The organism is Roseovarius conchicola (assembly GCF_041403425.1).
Lineage (GTDB): Bacteria > Pseudomonadota > Alphaproteobacteria > Rhodobacterales > Rhodobacteraceae > Roseovarius > Roseovarius conchicola.
This window is the reverse complement of sequence record NZ_JBGEHK010000001.1, coordinates 763,339-782,882: the sequence shown is the minus strand read 5'-3', so window position 1 is coordinate 782,882 and position 19,544 is coordinate 763,339. Positions and strand designations below refer to the sequence as shown.

The following is a 19,544-nucleotide window of genomic DNA, read 5'->3' as shown; positions in this document are numbered from 1 at the left end:
TAGTGATATTCGTTCTGTTTAATAGAACGATGTTGGAAATGAATTATCATCATCTGCGCTATTTTCGCGAAGTCGCGCATGAGGGCAACCTGACCCGTGCCGCCGAGCGGCTGAACTTATCGCAATCCGCTTTATCAACGCAAATCAGACAGTTAGAGGCGCGCTTGGGCCATGACTTGTTTGAACGGGCGGGCCGGAAACTGCTGTTGACCGAGGCGGGTCAGATCGCCCTGGACCATGCCGATCAGATTTTTGGCACCGGGGCCGAGCTTTTGGCCACTTTGGATCGCTCGGGCGAGGTTCGCCCGCCTTTACGGGTTGGGGCCCTCTCTACCTTGTCCCGCAACTTCCAACTGGCGTTTTTGCGCCCGATTCTTGCCGCTGGCGAAACCGATGTGATCCTCAAATCCGGCAGCGCCTCGGTCCTTTACGAAGCGCTTAAATCGCTGGCACTTGACGTGGTGCTGACCACCGAGCCGCCTCACTCTGAGGTTTATTCTGACTTCCGGGCCCACCGCATCGATGAACAGCCCGTCGGGGTTTATGGCCACCCTGCCCGGCTAAACTATCCGACTCTGAAAGACCTGCTGGCCGAACAGCCCATCATCCTGCCCACGGAAAGCCCTATTCGCACCGGGTTTGAAAGCCTTGTGGCGCGGCTGGGTATCACCCCACGCATTCTGGCAGATGTGGATGATATGGCGATGGTGCGTCTGTTGGCCCGGGAAAACGCCGGGATCGCGATTGCGCCCTCGGTTGTCGTGCGCGACGAGGTGGCGAGCGGTCTGTTGGCTGCAGCGCCTTTTGATCTTCGCATCAATGAAAGCTTTTATGCTGTTACCGTACGGCGCAATTTTCCGCATCAATTGCTGGATGAATTGCTGCCAGATTAGACGGCAGCGGTCTTCGCGCCGATCAGTGCGATGATTTCCCCAGCGGCCCGCAAGCCTGATTGGAATGCCCCGCTACAGGTGCCCTGCCCGCCAATGCTGGTTGCCTCGCCGGCGAAGAACAACCGCTCATCCACCGATTGGCCCAAAGCCTTGCGCTGATGCAGTTGGCCGGGCTTGGCACAGGCCCAGCTGCCCCGGGTCCAGGGTTCGCTGTTCCAGGCGGTCGGAATCGCGCGGGCCACATGTTTGCGAATATCGTTGCCAAAGATATCGGCGACCCGGTCAATGGCAAAGTCGGTGCAGGCCTGCGGCCCTTGTTTCTCAAGCCAAACACCCTGACGCCCGCCCATAAACACCATGGCAAGGTTCAAACCCATCGGGCAGGCGTTGACCTTGGCAAAGTCACCCGCATCGTTCCACGTGTTGTAATATCCGCGCCCCTCGGGGCCAAAGACATCCGTATCAAAATGCAGCCCGATCTTGTTTTCAGTTCCCATCGGCAGGGCATGGATGGCCTCGCTTTTCCACTCCGGCAGGTCGGGAGCGAACCGGATCTCACGCGAGGCAAGGATGCCGGTTGATACCGTGCTCAGCAGTACGCGCCCTTCGACCGTACCTTTGGGCGTTTCAACGCGCACGCCCTGCCCTGACCAATCGATGGCTGTCGCCGGAGCGTTCAGGGTCACCGGCACGTCCGCACCCCAATCCGCCACCAGATTGCCATAGCCACGCAGCACCGGGTATCCCAGCCCGCCGACCGAACTGTTGTTGTCAAAGGTCGAAATCTGGTCGGCGTCCAACCCCCAAGGAGGTGGAAATCCCGCCAAGAAGCGGCGGGGCAAACTCGTGGTCGATCTCGATAATGTCGCTCAGGGCGCTGTCAGTCGCAGCTTTGGCCCCCTTGGCCAGTTTTGCATGGGTGATTTCATAGAAACGCAGACAAGCTGCCCGTTCGTCATCATTCAGCAAGGCGCCATTGCGATGAAAACGTACACTCCCAAGGCGAAACAGGTCTTCCACATCCTTACCCAACGTGATGCCCATCTCATCCGCGATCGGGGTGAAAGGATTATCCGCCCCGCCAACCAGCCATGAACAGCCCAGATCAAACCAGACGCCTGGTGCGATTTCTTCGGAATAGGCGCGCCCACCTATGCGGTGAGATCCTTCCAGAATCGTGCAGGTCAGCCCGTGTCGGGCCAGTTCCTTGGCGGCGGACAAGCCTGCCGATCCGGCCCCGATGATGATAACGTCATCTGAATTGCTCATACTTAGTCTTACGACAGGAGCTTTGATTTGCGAACCCGCAAACACACAGACATCAACATCGCAGTATCGATCTGAAAGATGGCGGAGCGACAGGGATTCGAACCCTGGAGACGGTCTCCCGCCTACACACTTTCCAGGCGTGCGCCTTCGACCACTCGGCCACCGCTCCGTAAGCGCCTCTTTAGCGTCCGGGGTTGCAGAACATCAAGCGGATTTTGTCGAAAACGGCTTAATCATCCAGATGCAGGTGCACGCGACGGTTCTGACGGCCCTTGTTCTCGATCTTTCCAAGGCGGACGCGGCCGATTTCGCCGGTGCGGGCAACATGGGTGCCACCACAGGGTTGCAGATCGACTTGATCACGCCCCTGCCCAATCCGGATCAGGCGAACCTGCCCTGCCCCGGTTGGCGGTTGGACTGACATGGTTTTGACCAGACCGGGGTTGGCGCGCAGTTCGGCATCGCTGATCCAGTCTTCGGTCACGGGAAGGTCCGCATCAATCATGGCTTTCAGCGCATTTTCCAAAGGTGCCTTGTCAGTGGGTGCTTCGGGCATGTTGAAATCCAGACGGCCCTTTCCGGGGGCGATCGCGCCACCGGTGACCGGCAAGGGGATGACAACCGACAAAAGATGCAGCGCGGTGTGGACCCGCATGTGCTGATACCGGCGTGTCCAATCCAGCTTTTGCGTCACGTTGCTTCCCACGGTAGGCAATCCGACCGGTTCGGCAGGCACAAGGGCGATCTGATCCCCGTCGGCCTTAATCGCTGTTGCGACGGCAAGTTTCCCGCCAGCCCAATGCAGATGACCGCTATCTCCCGGTTGACCGCCACCGGTGGGATAAAACACGGTGGAATCCAGAACGACGCCGCCTTCAGGGGTGATGGCGATTACTTTGCTTTCGACCTCGCTGAGATAGGGATCGTCGCGAAACAGAAGCGCGCTCACCGATCGCCCCCATCACCAGCCGCGTCACCGTCGGAATCTCTCTCAGATGGGCTGACTTCGGTCTCGCCAGGTTCGATCTGGGGCGAGGCAGCAGGTGGGGTTGGGGGCGCACCCGGTGTACCTGACAGGGCCTCGGGATTGCGGATCCAGATGTCGCGTTGTGAGAACGGAATCTCGATACCTTCTTCGACGAAACGGCGGGCGATTTCATGGTTCATGTCCGATCTCACCGAGAGCACCCAATTCACGTCGCGCAGAATGGCGCGGATCTCAAAATCAAGCGAGTCCGAGCCAAAGCCCTGGAACACGACGTAAGGTGCGGGATTGGCAAGAACCATCGGATGGGCCTTGCCGACTTCCAGCAGGATTTCCTCGATCTTGCGCGTGTCGCTGCCATAGGCCACGCCGACGGGAACGATCACACGGCCAACGGTGTTGCCGCGGGTGTAATTGGTTACCCGTCCAGCAACCAGATCGGCGTTGGGCAGGATAACATCCGAGCGATCAAACGTTTCGATCCGGGTGGAACGCACCGAGATATTGCGCACGGTGCCATGCACCCCGCCCACCTCGATCCAATCCCCTTCCGAGATCGGTCGTTCGATCAGCAGGATGATCCCCGAGACGAAGTTTTCAACAATGGTCCTGAGGCCAAAACCGATGCCGACAGACAGCGCCCCGGCGACGATGGCAATCGAACTCAGGTCAAGCCCTGCTGACGTGATGGCGACCAATGCCGCGAGGAATATACCAATGTACCCGACGCCCGAGACGATCGCGTTGCGCCCACCCTGATCCAGCTTGGTCTTGGGCAGAACAGTGTTCTTAAGGGCACCCTGCAGCAACCGCGTCGCCATATAGCCGATGGCAAAGACCACGGCGAAGGTCAGGAAAATCGTAGGCGATACCGTAACGCCGCCCACATTCATACCTTCGGTAAAGCGCGTCCAAAGCTCTGACAGCTGTGCCGGACGTGCCCCCCATGCCATGGCAAAAATCGGCAATGATAACAGCACGAGTATCAGGCCGATCATTACCGGCACCAGTGATTCCGTCGCCCTGTCGCGGTTGCGGGTGATGGCCACATAAACCTCGACGATCAACCGTTGAAGCACCAGAAGGGCAGCCAGCAATTGCAGTGACAAGAGCGACGGAAACATCAGGAAATGGGCGAGCTTGAAATACCCGATTGCCGCCAGCAATGGCGATGCGATTCCCAGAACGGCCAGGGCCAGGGCCAGGAATTTGACGATCGAGTTTCGGAAGGTTTCCTCGCCATCGTCTCCGATCGCGTTCTTGCAGTGGCTCTGCAGCAGGCGCGCCATGCGCAGCAACATCAGCCCGGCAATCGCGATGAATGGAAACAAGACGACATTGATTGCTGTCTCGGTCCAACCCGAAAACTCGGAGACCATCGTAAAGAAGAAATAGGCCCCCGCAACAAACCCCAGCGAGGCCCCGTAGAGGCGCCCCGAGCGCCGCTGTGCCGGGTCAAGGTTCAGTGGCAAGGTCCGTGCTTCGCGCGCCGGGAAAATCCGCATGGCCAGCCAACTGGCCAACAGGAAGGCAAGGGTGGGTCCCGGTATTGCACTGATGATCTGTTCGCCGCGAAGCCCCACCAGATTGGTGAAGTAAACCGCCTCGGTCAGGGCAACGACGCCGAAAAACGGCAGGAACACCGATCCGAGCGAGACGACGAACGCACCGATCCAGCGCACCGCGCCGGGCTGATCCGTGAGCATCCAGTTGGTCGCCCGTTTGCTCCAGGCCCGACCCCGCGCCACCAGGACAAGCCCCAGCAAAACCAGCAGAGCCACCACCGGGAAATCATCCTTTGCCTCAGCACGCTGGACGGAATTGTTCCAGGCCGAGCTGAATTCACCACGTACTGAGGTCGCGGTGTTGTTGAGTGCCAACAAACCCGCTGCCCAATTGGCAGGATTTATCGGGGACGGCCCCAGCTCCAGCAGCTCTTCGGCCTGCCGTTCGCGGATGATATTGTCGATACCACTGATCAATCCGTCCGCGCGGCTCTGGGCCAGTTCGGCAATCCGCACCGGGGCCTGTAATTCAGCCAGACGTTCGTTCAGCAAGGTGCGGCTGCGGGCGATATTTGGTTCTTCCTCGCCCTCTTCGGGCACAGGTCCCAGAGCGTCAAGCTGGTTCTGAACGGTCGCGATTGCATTTGAATTGATGCTTTGGCCTGCAACGAATTTCTGCCGCCAGTCGGCCAGTTGCGCGCGCAGATCTTCCAAGGCGGCAGTGCTGGCACGGCTGGCTTCGATGGCCTCGTCCGCGCGGTCCGCCGTGCGCTGCCACGCCTCGTAGTCGGGAATTAGATTGGCCGGTTGCGCTTGCGCGGCAACCGGCAGGAATAGACTCGCCGCTGCGGCCCCGAACACGAGGGCCACGCTCAGACAGAGGATGCGCAGCAGATTACTCACTCCACAAATACCCCTGGAATGCTGCGCGGGGCGTGATCCAGCCAGCCCGGCGTGGGCAGCTCTTTTTCACGCAGGAATTCGGGGTTGAACAGTTTTGACTGGTATCGTGTGCCGTAATCACACAGCACGGTGACAATGGTGTGGCCCGGCCCCATTTCCTTGGCCATGCGGATCGCGCCGGCGATGTTCACGCCGGTTGATGCGCCCATGCACAGCCCCTCTTCCTGCAGCAGGTCAAAGACAATCGGCAGCGCCTCGTTGTCGCTCACCTGAGTAACGAAATCCGGGGCCAACCCTTCAAGGTTCTTGGTGATGCGCACCTGCCCGATCCCTTCAGCAATGGACCCGCCTTCGGATTCAAGGACACCGTGCTTATACCAGGAATAGAGCTTGGCTCCCATCGGATCGACCAGACCGATCTTGACGCCTTTGGACTGTAATGCCATCGCGACGCCGGTCAGCGTACCACCCGAACCGCAGGCACAGATGAAACCGTCTACTTTGCCGTCTGTCTGTTCCCAAATCTCTGGCCCGGTGGTGTCGATATGCGCCTGACGGTTGGCAATGTTATCGAACTGGTTGGCCCAGATGACTCCGTTTTGTTCGGTTGCTGCAAGTTTTTCGGTTAAACGCTCGGAATACCGAACAAAATTGTTCGGATTTGAATATGGGGCCGCCGGAACCTGCACCAGATCAGCCCCCGCCAGCCGTAGCATGTCTTTCTTTTCTTCGCTCTGGGTCTCGGGGATCACAATCACGGTCTTGAACCCCATCGAGGCCCCGACCAGTGCCAGGCCGATGCCTGTATTGCCGGCGGTGCCCTCGACAATCGTGCCACCCGGGGCCAGCGTGCCCTTGGCAACCGCATCTTTGATAATGGACAGGGCGGCGCGGTCCTTGACGGATTGGCCGGGGTTCAGAAACTCGCATTTGCCCAGAATGGTACAACCGGTTTCTTCGCTCGCGCGGCGCAGTTTGATCAGGGGCGTGTTGCCCACCGCTGCGGCCAGATCAGGTGCGAATGCCATCAAAACTATCCCCCGGAAATCATTGTATAACAGCTTTAGGACGGGTGCGGCAAAACCTCAAGCGGCTGCGCGCAATCGAGACCGGTTTGCCTTTAGCCAGATCAGCATCAGAACAAGCGGGCCGTTATTCGCCTCACCCGAGGTCAACAATGCCGCTGCGGCCTCATATGGCAGAACATGGGTGCGGATGTCTTCATGCTCGGCTTCAAGGCCGCCCTGCCCCTGTTCCATATCAGGCAAGTTGCACAGGCCCAGATAGCAATGAAAGTATTCAGTCGATGCGCCGGGCGAGCAATAGTGGCTTGAGATATGCTCGATCCCACGCAAGGCCAGCCCCGCCTCTTCCTGGCATTCGCGAAAGGCCGTGGCTTCGGGAGTTTCGCCTGCGTCGATGCGCCCCGCCACCGGTTCCAGAACCCAAGGATGGACATCGCCCCGGCCAAAGGGTCCCATACGAAACTGTTCGACCAACAACACCCGGTCGCGCGCCGGATCATAGGGCAACACTATGGTGGCATCTGTGCCCACAAACACTTCGCGCGGCAGAACATCGCTTGTGGTGCCATCAAACCTCGGGTGCCTTAGCTGGTAAGTACGGGTCAAGAAGAATCCCTTGTGGGGCGTATCCTGCGTTTCAATAGCGACACTGTCATGGGTCTGGGCCGAGCGGACATCTGTCGGCACGCTCAATTGTGCGGCAACCTCTGCGCCTGCGCGCGCCAAAATCATAGGCATGCGCCGTGCCAGTGTCGGCGCGTCAAGCTGTCCCGCATATCCAAGGGCTTCGGTCACGGCAAGTGGTGCGATCTGCCCCCAATCCCCGACCCAGTTGTCTTCGTTCCAATCGCCGGGTTTATCGTGCGCAACATGGATCACCACGCCGTCCGGCAATGCTTGAGCTTTCCCGCCAAGGGCCTCCTGCAGCAGGTCAAGCCCCTCGCGGTCGCTGATCACGCCATTCAATACAGCCCCTTCGCGTTCCACGGGAAGCGGGAAACAACCGGTATCATCCGGCAGTGCATAGCCCTGCACATGGTGTGGCTGCCCCGAAACGATCTGTGCCAGGGGACCGCAGAGAAACAGTCGTGTCATAGTAAAGACCTAGCGAGGGGTAAAACGGTTGGCGATCAACCCTGTCAAAATACCACCACCCACGATTATTCCGATCACTTTGGCGTCTAACAGGTATTGGCCGTAATCCACGGCATTATAGAAAACAGCTATGAGACCCTCGAACGGGCCGCCATGGCGCCCGGCAAGTGCATCGGCCAACATCAGGTTGAAACTCTGAGCGAACAGCCCCCAGAAGGTCAGTGCTGCTGCCCCTGTCAATCCACCGCTCAACGCCTCGGTCAAGCCACCTTGGACGCGCTTGCCGGTCACCCGCCAGCCACAGATAAGACCAAGTGCGACGTTGACCTGGTTGAACCAGCCAAATTGCGTTTGTTCGGGCAAAAGCGGGCGGATGGCTTCGGAGCCAAACCAGCCCACAATCGCAAGTCCAACGGCGGCAACCATCTTTGCGGAGGTGGGCATTTCATCGGTCAGGGGCATTTTAACCAGGTTTTGCGATGGTGATCTGTACTACGTTACAGTTACCCACCAAAAACGCCGAGGCACAAGAGGTCAGGTAAAAATTCCACATGCGCCGGAAACGGTCGTCAAAGCCAAGGGCAGCAACCTGGTCCCATTTCTCGTTGAATGTCTGGAACCAGCGCCGCAGAGTCAGATCGTAGCTGGCACCGAACTCCTTATTGCCATGCACGCTCAGGCCCGCGCGCTCGACCTGTTCCCGCAGCACCGTCGAACTGGGCAGCATCCCGCCCGGAAAGATGTATTTCTGAATGAAATCAACGTCATTTCGATAGTTTTCAAAACGGTCATCATCCACAGTGATGATCTGCAGCGTGGCCTTCTTGCCGGGGCGCAGGCGTTCGCGCACGGTGTCGAAATAGATCGGCCAGTATTTTTCGCCCACGGCTTCGAACATCTCGATCGACGCAATACCGTCATAGCTGCCCCGCTCGTCACGATAATCCTGCAGCTTTAAATTGACTTTATCGGAAAGCCCTGCCTTTTCAATGCGTTCACGGGCGTATTTCAACTGCTCTTCGCTGATCGTAAGACCTGTTACCTTTAAGCCACGTTGACCCGCCGCATATTCGGCAAACCCGCCCCAGCCACAGCCGATTTCCAGCACGTGATCACCGGGCTTAACCCCCATCTGATCCACCATGCTGGCATATTTGGCGATCTGCGCCTTCTCGGTGTCTTCTTGGCCGGTTTCAAACAGGGCCGAGGAATAGGTCATCGTATCATCCAGCCAAAGCCGGTAAAACGCATTGCCCAGATCGTAGTGATAACTGATGTTCTTCTTCGCCTGCGTGCGCGAGTTTCGGTTCAGCCAGTGACGCATCTTTTCATAAAGCCGCACCAGCCCCATGCCCGGAAAGCCATCGTAAACCGCATCGTTATCGGCATGGATGAAATCCATCAGCGCTTGCAGATCAGGTGTGCTCCACCACGCATCGAGATAGGCATCACAAAAACCCAGATAGCCTTCGCGCACCAGCCGGGCAAAACAATCCTCGTTATGGATCTGGATCACACCCACCGGTCCAGGATTGGGCCCTTCGGCCCGGAACACACGCCCATCGGGCAGTTCAAAATCCAGCCGACCAGTGTTGATCTGCTTGACCATCGCAAACACGTTAGAAAAATAACGCGGCAAATTGGCCTGGCCGGTCGTATCGGTCAGGATCATCGCCTGCTCCCCATTTGTCTTTTTGCGCAAGTTAGTGTGATGGGCCCTCACCGGCAAGGCCTTCTCGTCGGGTTTCAAAAACCACGCCCCTCATAGGCTGCAAGGGCTCGTTTACGCCCCTCGGCCAGATTAACCAGAGGATCAGGGTAGCGATCTGTTGCCGCGATTGACCAACTTTGCGGGATGGCATCAAAGAAAGAAAGCGCCTCAGCCGCAGGTGATGCTGCCCCTTCTGCGATCCAGCGTTTGGGGTAGGCATGATCGGGGTCAAACTTGTCCAGTTGCGTCTCGGGATTGAACACCCGGAAATACGGTGCCGCATCAGGCCCCGAGCCCGCCACCCATTGCCAGCCCATCGCATTCGAGGCCGGGTCCCAATCGGTCAGGCAGTGTTCAAACCAGCGCATTCCGATCTTCCAGTGCGACAGCAGATGTTTGGTCAGGTACGATCCAACAATCATCCGCGCGCGGTTATGCATCCGCCCAGTGACGTACATCTCACGCATGGCGGCATCGACGAATGGTACACCGGTGCGTCCCTGTTTCCAGGCGACCACATGGGGATGCTCTTCGTCTTCCTGCCAAGGAAAAGCTCCCCACTCGGACCGCCAGTTATCGGTCAGGATATGGGGCGTGTGATACATCAGGTGATAGGCAAACTCACGCCAGACCAGTTCTTTCAGCCAGTGTTCGGCCCCTTTCGCTCCTTCATTCAACGCCCGCAAACCTGCATGCCAGCATTGGCGCGGGGATATCTCACCCAAAGCGAGGTTTTCGGACATGCCAGAAGTAGCATCCAGGGCGGGAAGGTTGCGATCGTCCTTGTAGGCATCAATGGCGGTGTCGACAAACCAGTGCAGCCGATCTTGCGCGGCCTTCTCACCGACCCGCTGGTAAGGTAGACACACTGCTGCCCCCTGATGCATCTCCATCCCCAATTTCCAGTCGCTCAACATTTCGCTCTGCGGCCAGTTTTCGGGTGCAGGAATGGTGGAGGGGGCAGCACCGGGCGCAGGCACTTCGCGGTCTTTTACCGCGCGCCACATTGGAGAATAGACTCGGTAGAACCCGCCGGTCTTGGTCTCGACCGTCCAAGGTTCGAACAACACGTGACCCGAATGGCTGACAGCCTCGACCTCGATGGCCTTCAGTTCCGTTTTGATAGCTTTGTCGCGCAGAATGGCGTGCGGTTCATAAAGCCGCGACCAATGCACGGATTGGGCCCCAGTCTCGGAGATTAACGCCCGCAAAATCTCAAGCGCCTTGCCCCGGCGCAAGATGAGACGGCTTCCCTTATCCTCAAGTTGGCTGGCAAGCTTTTCCAACCCCAGACCCAACCGCCATTTCGGTGCCGCACCCAGGTTTTCGACGCTGTCATCATGGATAAACACCGGAATAACGGGCCCGCCCCGCTCACAGGCCGCCAGCAGCGCGGGGTTATCACTCAGACGCAAATCGCGCCTGAACCAAACAATCGTTGGTGAGGAATTGGTCATCTCTGCCCCTGGCCTCTTAAGCCTAAGTCTTTGCGCGAAATACGCCCGGGCCTTCGGGGTGGATCACAAAATCCGGTCAAGGGCGGATATTAGTTTTTCGACTTCTGCGGGGGATGTGTAATGCACAAAGCTGAGGCGCAAGACACCCTTATCCAGATCGATCCCCATAGATTGCAAGGGTCGCGATCCATAGAAGTCCCCACCTCCCGCCATAATACCATACTGGCTCAGTTCCGCTGCAGCCGCCTCACCTGGCCCAGGCAGTTCGACTGCCACGGTCGGGGCTTTGCATGTCGCATCCCGTGGGCCAATTAGGCGGGCTGAGTTTTTTTCGGCCAGATAGTCTAACAATGGCTGCAACAGACCGATCTCATGCGCGCGCATCAGATCGTGGACACCCGCGGTGCGTGTCGAGGCTTCTCCGGTGAGGCCGTGATGGTCAGCCAATGCATCGACATAATCGGCCATGCCTGCACAAGCCGCGACCTGGGCGTGATCAGGTCCGGCCGGGGTAAACCGCTTGTAGAGGTCACCGGCATTGAAATAGTGCCCCTGATTGGGCAAAAGCTGCCCAAGTTCACGCCGGATCACCATGATACCTTGATGCGGCCCATAGGTTTTGTAGCTGGAAAACAGATAGATATCGGCGCCCATTTGCCCAATGTTGGGAAATCCGTGCGGCGCATAAGACACGCCATCGACACAGACAAAAGCCCCTGCCGCATGGGCGCGGGCGGTGATTTCGACCACTGGATTGATCTCGCCCACGATATTCGAGCAATGAGGGAAACAGACCAGCCGAACGTTTTCATCAAGCAGCTCTTCAAGTCCGTCCAGTGGCAGTGTCCCCGTGCCAGGGTCAATCTTCCACTCGCGGATTTCGATGCCATCCTCAACCAACCTGCGCCAGGGGCCTGAATTGGCCTCATGGTCCTGATCCGTGACAATGATGGCCTCGCCCGGTGACATGAACTTGCGAAACGCCTGCGCCAGGACATAGGTGTTTTGCGTTGTGGACGGGCCAAAGCTCAACTCGTCACTGGCGACCCCCAACATCGCAGACAGGCGATTGCGGGCCTCGTCCATTTCTTCCCCGCCCAGCACACTGGCGGCGTAAGGTGCATAAGGCTGTACCTTGCGCTGCCGATAAAACCGTTCCAACCGGTGGATGACCGGAGCACAGGTGTAAGACCCGCCGGCATTCTCGAAAAAGGCCTGACCCTGCAACGAAGGCTCGTCAAAAGCCGGGAATTGCGCGCGCACAAAGTTGACATCCAGATTGGCGGCCATGCGAGTGGTCCTTTCAAAGGGTGTGAAAGCGATCCTCTGCCTACAAATGATCGCGGAGACTTTTGTATCTTGGCCAGAAAAACACCAAAGGCCCGGCCCGTGCAAGCTATCTCGCGTGAACCTTTGGTCTGGTACCGGTTGGACAAAACGTCGCATCCTGACAAGCCAGTGCCGCAAAACGCCAGTCCTTGATGACATTTGCGTGACAGGGTCGCCGGAATGGGAGCAATCTGAGGTATAAACGTCGCCTTTTCAGGCCGGAGGATGCGTGTCACGCGCCCTGCCCTCCCATACGCGCAATATAAATCAACGAAAAACAGGGAAACATCATGAGTATCAAACCTCCGTTTACGGATGTCGATATCAAGACGCAGGATGGTGGCTTTTACAAAGATAACAGCCTGCCTATCGCCTTGATTTCAAAATCAATTATGGTCGCCCTTGTGCTATGGGCGCTGGTCTTTCCGGCCAATGCGAACGGCACGCTGGGCAGCTGGAACAGTCAACTGCTGGAAGTCTTCAACCAGTTTTACATTGTCATCGTTGGCTTCTTCGTCTTTTTCCTGCTGGCCATCGCATTGATGCCAAAAACCGGCGCCCGGGTGATGGGAACGCCTGGTGAAAAGCCGGAGTTTTCGAACTTTTCATGGTTTTCCATGATGTTCGGCGCTGGTCTGGGCGTGGGTCTGATGGTTTTTGCCACCGCCGAGCCCTTGGGCCTGTGGGGGTCAAACCCCGTTGTGGTCGCCGGAGAGGTGCCGGGAAACACGCCCGAGGCATTGCAATCGGGCTTCCGTTATACCTTCCTGCATTACGGGTTCCACGCCTGGGCAATCTATGTGGTGACGGGCCTCAGCCTTGCGTACTACGCCTACACACGTGATATGCCATTGACCATTCGTTCGGCGCTGACGCCACTGTTCGGCCGGGCGATGAATGGCGTTTTCGGCCATATCGTCGACGTGCTGGGCGTGGTTGCCACGATCCTGGGTGTATCGGTCACCATCGGTTATGGTGTGAGCCAGTTCATTGACGGCGTCTATGCGATTACCGGTATGGACTGGATGATGAACATCACCGAAGGCGAAGCCCCGACACCGGGCAAGGTTGGCCTGATTGCCGGTCTGATCATGATCATGGGCATGTCGATCATCTCGGCTGTGTCTGGTGTTGGACGCGGGGTGAAATACCTTTCGAACCTCAATCTTGTTCTGTCGCTGATCTTGCTGATGACCTTCGTGATCTTTGGTTCGTTCGTCTTTGCGATGAGCACCTATGGTTCGGCCTTTGTCGATTACATCATCAACTTCGTCTCGCTCAGCTTCGGCTCGTACGGGCCGCAATCAGCAGCTGACTTTGCCGCTGCCCTGCCCGCAGATGCACAGCCTTTGGCCGGTGATCTGATGGCTGGTGCCACCAACGCCTGGGGCAGCTATGATGGCTTTGTTTCGGGTCTTGAAGGTGACGCTGCGGCGCTGCCGCCCGAAACGCTGGCCTCGGTCTATGAGGCGGGCAACCAGGGTCGTCAGTTCGGCTGGCAAGCTGGCTGGACCACGTTCTATTGGGCCTGGTGGATCGCGTTCTCGCCCTTCGTGGGCCTGTTCCTGGCACGCATCTCCAAGGGCCGCACTGTGCGTGAATTCATCATCGGGTGCGTGTTTGCCCCCGCTCTGGTGTGTTTCGCGTGGATGACCATCCTTGGTGGCACGGCGATTGATCTGGAAATGACCGGTGGGGCCGACGGGGCGATCATCGGTGCCTCTAACACCGCCAAGCTGTTTGTGACGCTGGGCCAGATGTTGGAGCCAGGTCTGCTGTCGGCGCTGACCATCATGTGCGTGGTGCTGATCATGACCTTCCTGGTCACATCTGCCGACTCTGGCATTCTGGTGATGAACACCATCATGTCGGGCGGCAGCCAGGAAACCGGCATCAAGCACCGCATTATCTGGGGTCTGATCCTGACCGCTGTGATTGGCACGCTGATTATTGCGGCGGGCGAAAACAACCCGATGGATGCCTTGCGCAATGCCATGATCATCGGTGCCCTGCCCTTTACCATGGTGATGGGTCTGATGTGTGTCGCGCTGGCCAAAGCGCTTTACCGTGACGGCAAACGGGAGAAGCTGGGACAGGTCAGCCAACCAGCTGAGTGATCCAGATCTAAACTGACGAAGCGGCGCTGCCTTCGGGTGGCGCCGCTTTTTTTGAGATGATGCTATTTGCGCCCAGTGCAGGTGATTGCCGTGATCGCGCCGCACGTACCTTTGCAGTAGCACTCCTGACTCTGATCGGCGGCGGCCACGTTGCCGGTCGTGACGCAATCCAGATGCACGGTGAAATCCCGCGTGCTGGGAACGTGACTGATCGAATGGGTATGGCCTTTCCATTTGCAGAAGCCGTCGGGCACCCATTTGCCACAGAAGGCACCCAGATCGTTCGTGCAGGCATCCAAGGGCACGCCCCGATCACCGACCGGGCTATAAACCACCGTGTTGCTTTCGCATATGGCAATCCGATCATTCATGGCGGCCACCTGATTGTTGGCCCAAGCAGCGTCCAGATTGGCGTGTTTAAGGCACTCGGCACGATCAAACTCGGGATTGGAGACAATCAGCTGAAAATCCTCACGGCCGGCGCAGGCCTCGTTGTGGCGTTGATAAAGGGGGCTGATAGCGGCCACGTAGAACCCGCATATGCCCTGTTTCTTTTGCGCAAGGCATTGCCCGATCTGCTGGTTGCGATTGTAGGTTTCGGTGGCGGCCGTGTTCATATGGACCGACATGCACCATTTGAAGTGCCCATCGTAATTGTTGTCAAAAGCGCTGTCCTGAAAGCCGCAATTCATCTCGGCATTTTGTTTTGCGCGGCGGACGGCATCAGTGGCATAGGCTTTGCAAGCGTTGCCTTGAATTTTCTGGCATTCGGCCAGCGCCCCGATACGGGCATTGTCTTCGGCGGTCAGATGCTGCATCTGCACCCCGGCTGACAAACACCACGCCTTGTGACCTTCGTAATTGTTACTCCAACGGCCACCGGTAAACCCGCAGCCTATGTTGTTATTGTGGTTGTTTTGAAACACCGCCTTTGCAGCGTAGGCATCGCAGTTGAGATTGGCATCAGCCCATAACGGACCACATGAAAGTCCAGCCAAAACCAGAAAAATGGATTGAATCACTTGGGTAAAACGCATGGCAGGCTCCCCAATCTATGCATTTTGGAACTTTTCCTTATCCCCCAGCCATCGTCAGGAGGGCGTCAATACCCGGCATAGTAACACAAACTGCACAAAAATTCAGCAACTTGCCTCTGACCCACAGGCGCAAAAGTCCCCGAAGTTGATTTTGCTTCCCCACTCAGAACGCGAAGCAGTGGTAAAATCAGGTGTTTTCCACCATTTGCAAATCAGCAAAGAGCTCTTATATTCATCAGGCTTGCTTCGGCAGGATATGGACATAAACGCGCTCATAATAAGCGGATCGGACCCGGGGGCGGTACCCGGCGGCTCCACCAAATTCCTTCGTTTGAGGATTTTGGGGGCCGAAACAGGATCGACGAACGTCTAAAGGGGTTAGCTTTGTCTCGGCTGTCTGCCACCGTTATCGGCGAAACTAAGCTAGTTGCAAACGACAACAAAGCTCCGATGGCTCTGGCTGCGTAAGCGGTTCGATCTATCGAAACCTTAAGTCCTTTCGCCTTGCAGCGATTGGCGGGGTCCGCAGGCACCTGGCAACAGAAGCCTGCACCTTCCCTCCCCCCGATTTTTGCGCCCCCGGACATGGGCACCGTTCCCGCAATGCCTGTGGCGTTCAGGCAACGGGATAACGCCCGATCCGCAACTTTCCGCCGAATGCCACATGGCCGCCCAATTTGCACGGCATAAGTGTGTTATCAGCTTCATACACCCGCGTAACATATCGCGGGAGAGATTGGGCAAAGAGCAATGACAGCGCATATCCGGCAGGTTTGCCAAACAAATACCTGTTGTGACGTGATCCGAACGGTCTGAGATGCCAAACATTACCGGCACCAGCGGCAATGACGATATCGACGTCACAAATGACAGCGGCACGCTGAACGGCACGCCTCAGGGCACGCCGATCGATAATATCCGTGCGCGCGGTGGCAATGACACGATCTCGGTCACCGACAGTACGATTTCGGGCAGTGTTCGCGCCAATGGCGGGGCCGACGAGGTCACCATAACGAACAGCACCGTTGACGGTGTGGTGGCCGCCGGAGGCGGTGGAGACACCGTCACGATCCAAGGGTCCACAGTTGGCAATGTCCGGCTTGGCGGCGGCAATGACACGCTAGATTTCATCGCTTCATCGGTCGACGGGGACATTCGCGGCGGCAATGGCACTGACTCGCTGAACCTGCCGGACGGGACTGTTATCAACGACGCGAATTTCGGGACAATCACCGTATCATCCGGAAGCAGTTATAGCCTGTCCAGCGGAACGTTCACACTACCGTCCGGAACGGTTGTCACTTACGCCAGCATGGAGGGCGGTACAGGGTTTCCTTGTTTCACACGCGACACCTGGATCGAAACACCGCAAGGGCCACGACGCGTTCAGCAGCTTGCCCTCGGTGACCATGTGCTAACCCAGGATAATGGCCCTAAACCCATCCGATGGATTGGCCGCCGCCGCCTGCGGAAAGAGGATATCGACCAGAATCGGAAATTGCGCCCCGTCACGATCAGCGCAGGCGCACTCGGGCATAACCTGCCCCGACGGACCCTGTCGGTATCGCGCCAGCATCGCATGCTGGTGCAATCCAAGATCGCCAAGCGCATGTTCGGTGTAACAGACGTGTTGATCCCGGCCATCAAGCTGGTCGCGTTGCCCGGCATCTTCGTGGATGACGCCTGCGACAGCGTCGAGTATTTCCATCTGCTGTTTGATCAGCATGAGATCATCTTTGCGGAAGGCGCACCGACCGAGAGTCTCTATACCGGCCCCGAAGCACTAAAAGCGGTCAGCCCGGCTGCCCGCCAGGAAATCCTGGAACTATTCCCAGAGCTTGGCGAGCTCGATTACCAGTTGAAACCCGCCCGTATGATCCCGCCAAACCGACGGCAGCGACAACTTATTCTGCGGCATCAAAAACACCACCGCCCCCTCTTGAGATGAGATGTGGCGCTCAGCGCCAGATGTCTTCCTTCTGTTCTTCCAATTGACAATACCTGTGCAATCGACAGGATGTGCATATGGGGCCCAACATGCGACTGCCCCGTGAGGCCACGGCCCAAAGTCGCATCCACTGAGGGCGTTTGGCGAAGGCTAAAGCTCCCTTGTCAGAGGATGTGTCATGCCTGCGCCCAATGAAATCACCGTTGCCCAACTGAACCGCCTGATCGGCACCTCCGAGTGCCCAGAAATCGTGGATATCTGCATTGATCCCGATTTTGCCGAAGACCCTTATCTGATCCCCGGGTCATGGCGGCACCCTCACTCAGACATCCCCGGTCTGATCACCCGCCTGAGCGGAGCCCGAGCCGTGATTGTCTGTCAGAAAGGCGCCAAACTCAGCCAAGGGCTGGCGGCGTGGTTGCGCGCTGAAGGCGTGGACGCCCAATATCTCTCAGGCGGTCAATATGGCTGGCGAGATACATCAGGCACGCAACGTATCCCCTTTGAAAAAATTCCAAAACCTGTCGAAGGCACAACCCTCTGGGTTACCCGACATCGGCCCAAGATTGACCGGGTTGCCTGTCCCTGGCTGATCCGGCGCTTTGTTGATCGACGCGCGCGCTTTCTGTTCGTCTCGCCCGCCGAGGTGGCCGGTGTTGCCGACCGATATGGAGCGACGCCATTTGATGTGGAGGATGTGTTCTGGAGCCATCGCGGCGACAACTGCACCTTTGACACAATGATCGAAGAATTCCAGCTGAACAGCCCTGCCCTGTCCCGCATGGCAGACATGATCCGTGGTGCTGATACCAACCGTCACGATCTGCATCCCGCCGCTGCCGGGCTATTGGCCGTTTCGGTGGGGCTGTCGCGCCAATACCGTGATGATCAGGCCCAGCTTGAGGCGGGCATGACGCTTTACGATGCGCTGTACCGCTGGGCGCGGGATGGCTATGAAGAGGGTCATGATTGGCCCACCAGCCGGGGACTGCGCGCGTGACACCTTCTTTGAGCGACCTGACACGGGTCTTCGGCCGCATCGGGGTTTTGTCCTTTGGTGGCCCTGCCGCGCAAATCTCGCTGATGCATGACGAGTTGGTCGAAAAGCACGGCTGGCTCAGCGAGAAACAATTTCTGGGCGCGCTGTCTTTTTGCATGTTACTGCCCGGACCGGAAGCCATGCAACTGGCCACGTATTCCGGATGGCGCTTGCGCGGCACGCTGGGCGGCCTGATCGCCGGGGTGCTGTTCGTTCTGCCCGGCGCGTTGGTAATCCTCGCCTTGGCCTTGGGATATGCGTTCTACGGGCAGATGCCGATCGTGCAGGCGGTTTTCGCCGGGATCAAAGCCGCCGTTGTTGCCATTGTCCTGCGCGCCCTGATCACGCTGTCGCGCAAGGCGCTGACCGGCTGGGATGCGTGGGTTTTGGCAGTGATCGGCTTTGGCGCAATGTTTTTCCTCAAGCTGCCCTTTCCTCTGCTCATCGCAGCAGCGGCAGCCTGGGGGTATCTGACCACCCGATCCGTGGCCGAGGAGCATGCTGACGTCGGCCCTTTGCCTTCTGCAGGCCAGACCATGCGCACCGTGGCAGTCTGGGGCGCGCTTTGGGCCACACCTGTAGCGTTGGCCGTGGCCACAGGTGCCTCTTTCCTGACCGATATAGCGCTGTTCTTCTCAACGCTCGCGGTGGTCACGTTCGGCGGGGCCTATGCGGTTCTGGCCTATATGACGCAAGCCGTGGTCGACACGCATGGCTGGCTTTCAACGCCCCAGATGATCGACGCACTGGGACTAGCCGAGACCACACCAGGGCCTCTGATCCTTGTCACGCAGTTTGTCGGCCTGCTGGCTGGTTTTGCCCAAGGGGGCGTTGGCCTTGCCCTTTTGGCAGGCGCAATGACCCTCTGGGTGACCTTCGTGCCTTGTTTCCTGTGGATTTTCGCAGGAGCGCCTTATGTCGAAGCCTTGTTGGCGCGCCCGCGTCTGAAGGGGGCGTTGAGTGCGATTTCCGCAGTGGTGGTCGGTGTGATCCTCAACCTGTCTGTCTGGTTCGCGCTGCATGTGGTTTTTGCCGAAGTTGGCGAAGGCGCCTTTGGCCCGCGCCCCGAACTGTCCAGCATCCTTTGGCAAAACACCGTGCTGATCGGAGTGGCCATGGCTTTGCTCATTGGCCTTCGATGGTCCGTGGTGCGCGTGTTGCTGATCATGGCAGCACTTGCAGGCGCGACCTATCTGATCGGCTAGGATTGGCCCCCGGAAGGCCTTTTGAT

General features: G+C 58.0%; 16 protein-coding genes, 1 tRNA gene and 1 other RNA gene. 6 read left to right on the top strand and 12 right to left on the bottom strand.

Annotated elements, in window-relative coordinates:
- The first annotated feature begins 29 nt into the window (after window positions 1-29).
- Entirely contained in the window at window positions 30-893 is an 864-nt protein-coding gene (locus V6N02_RS03700; protein WP_371224138.1) for a LysR family transcriptional regulator, read from the top strand.
- Here V6N02_RS03700 and V6N02_RS03695 read toward each other — a convergent pair.
- The 11 genes from V6N02_RS03695 to V6N02_RS03645 all read right to left on the bottom strand — a co-directional run bounded on the left by V6N02_RS03695 (window position 890) and on the right by V6N02_RS03645 (window position 12,133).
- Window positions 890-1,720 carry a flavin monoamine oxidase family protein gene (locus V6N02_RS03695; protein WP_371224137.1) on the bottom strand — a complete coding sequence of 277 codons (831 nt, stop codon included), beginning with the start codon at window positions 1,718-1,720 and terminating at the stop codon, window positions 890-892. The genes V6N02_RS03700 and V6N02_RS03695 overlap by 4 nt on opposite strands.
- Window positions 1,665-2,162, bottom strand: a complete 498-nt coding sequence (locus V6N02_RS03690) for an FAD-dependent oxidoreductase (protein ID WP_371224136.1) — start codon at window positions 2,160-2,162, stop codon at window positions 1,665-1,667. The genes V6N02_RS03695 and V6N02_RS03690 overlap by 56 nt, the downstream gene beginning before the upstream one ends.
- 79 nt (window positions 2,163-2,241) lie before the next feature.
- A tRNA-Ser gene (locus V6N02_RS03685) sits at window positions 2,242-2,331 on the bottom strand.
- A gap of 60 nt (window positions 2,332-2,391) precedes the next feature.
- The gene (locus V6N02_RS03680) at window positions 2,392-3,111 is read right to left on the bottom strand and encodes an alanyl-tRNA editing protein (RefSeq protein WP_371224135.1); all 720 of its coding nucleotides are present in this window, start codon (window positions 3,109-3,111) and stop codon (window positions 2,392-2,394) included.
- The gene (locus tag V6N02_RS03675; RefSeq protein WP_371224134.1) at window positions 3,108-5,555 is read right to left on the bottom strand and encodes a DUF3772 domain-containing protein; all 2,448 of its coding nucleotides are present in this window, start codon (window positions 5,553-5,555) and stop codon (window positions 3,108-3,110) included. The genes V6N02_RS03680 and V6N02_RS03675 overlap by 4 nt, the downstream gene beginning before the upstream one ends.
- On the bottom strand, window positions 5,552-6,583 hold the full coding sequence (locus V6N02_RS03670; RefSeq protein WP_371224133.1) for a cysteine synthase A: 1,032 nt from the start codon (window positions 6,581-6,583) through the stop codon (window positions 5,552-5,554). Before V6N02_RS03670 ends, V6N02_RS03675 begins: the two co-directional genes overlap by 4 nt.
- 57 nt (window positions 6,584-6,640) lie before the next feature.
- Window positions 6,641-7,675, bottom strand: coding sequence for an NUDIX domain-containing protein (locus V6N02_RS03665; RefSeq protein ID WP_371224132.1), 1,035 nt, complete (start codon window positions 7,673-7,675; stop codon window positions 6,641-6,643).
- Between the two features lie 9 nt (window positions 7,676-7,684).
- The gene (locus V6N02_RS03660) at window positions 7,685-8,119 is read right to left on the bottom strand and encodes a TrgA family protein (protein WP_371224131.1); all 435 of its coding nucleotides are present in this window, start codon (window positions 8,117-8,119) and stop codon (window positions 7,685-7,687) included.
- A 19-nt stretch (window positions 8,120-8,138) separates the two neighbouring features.
- Window positions 8,139-9,347 (bottom strand): class I SAM-dependent methyltransferase, encoded by a 1,209-nt coding sequence (locus V6N02_RS03655; RefSeq protein WP_371224130.1) that lies wholly within the window; start codon window positions 9,345-9,347, stop codon window positions 8,139-8,141.
- 74 nt (window positions 9,348-9,421) lie between these two features.
- Window positions 9,422-10,843, bottom strand: coding sequence for a cryptochrome/photolyase family protein (locus tag V6N02_RS03650; RefSeq protein WP_371224129.1), 1,422 nt, complete (start codon window positions 10,841-10,843; stop codon window positions 9,422-9,424).
- Window positions 10,844-10,906: 63 nt separating this feature from the next.
- Window positions 10,907-12,133, bottom strand: a complete 1,227-nt coding sequence (locus V6N02_RS03645) for an aminotransferase class V-fold PLP-dependent enzyme (RefSeq protein ID WP_371224128.1) — start codon at window positions 12,131-12,133, stop codon at window positions 10,907-10,909.
- A 329-nt stretch (window positions 12,134-12,462) separates the two neighbouring features.
- Here V6N02_RS03645 and V6N02_RS03640 point away from each other — a divergent pair, with 329 nt between their 5' ends.
- Window positions 12,463-14,289 (top strand): BCCT family transporter, encoded by a 1,827-nt coding sequence (locus V6N02_RS03640; RefSeq protein ID WP_371224127.1) that lies wholly within the window; start codon window positions 12,463-12,465, stop codon window positions 14,287-14,289.
- A 62-nt stretch (window positions 14,290-14,351) separates the two neighbouring features.
- Here V6N02_RS03640 and V6N02_RS03635 read toward each other — a convergent pair whose 3' ends face one another.
- Window positions 14,352-15,326 (bottom strand): hypothetical protein, encoded by a 975-nt coding sequence (locus V6N02_RS03635; RefSeq protein ID WP_371224126.1) that lies wholly within the window; start codon window positions 15,324-15,326, stop codon window positions 14,352-14,354.
- A gap of 200 nt (window positions 15,327-15,526) precedes the next feature.
- On the opposite strand from V6N02_RS03635, the gene ssrA reads away from it, so the two are divergent.
- From ssrA to chrA, 4 genes are all read left to right on the top strand, one after another.
- Window positions 15,527-15,880: a transfer-messenger RNA gene (gene ssrA / locus V6N02_RS03630) on the top strand.
- 263 nt (window positions 15,881-16,143) lie between these two features.
- Entirely contained in the window at window positions 16,144-17,274 is a 1,131-nt protein-coding gene (locus V6N02_RS03625) for a Hint domain-containing protein (protein WP_371224125.1), read from the top strand.
- A 178-nt stretch (window positions 17,275-17,452) separates the two neighbouring features.
- Window positions 17,453-18,274, top strand: a complete 822-nt coding sequence (locus V6N02_RS03620; RefSeq protein WP_371224124.1) for a chromate resistance protein ChrB domain-containing protein — start codon at window positions 17,453-17,455, stop codon at window positions 18,272-18,274.
- Entirely contained in the window at window positions 18,271-19,518 is a 1,248-nt protein-coding gene (gene chrA / locus V6N02_RS03615; RefSeq protein ID WP_371224123.1) for a chromate efflux transporter, read from the top strand. The genes V6N02_RS03620 and chrA overlap by 4 nt, the downstream gene beginning before the upstream one ends.
- Window positions 19,519-19,544 lie beyond the last annotated feature (26 nt).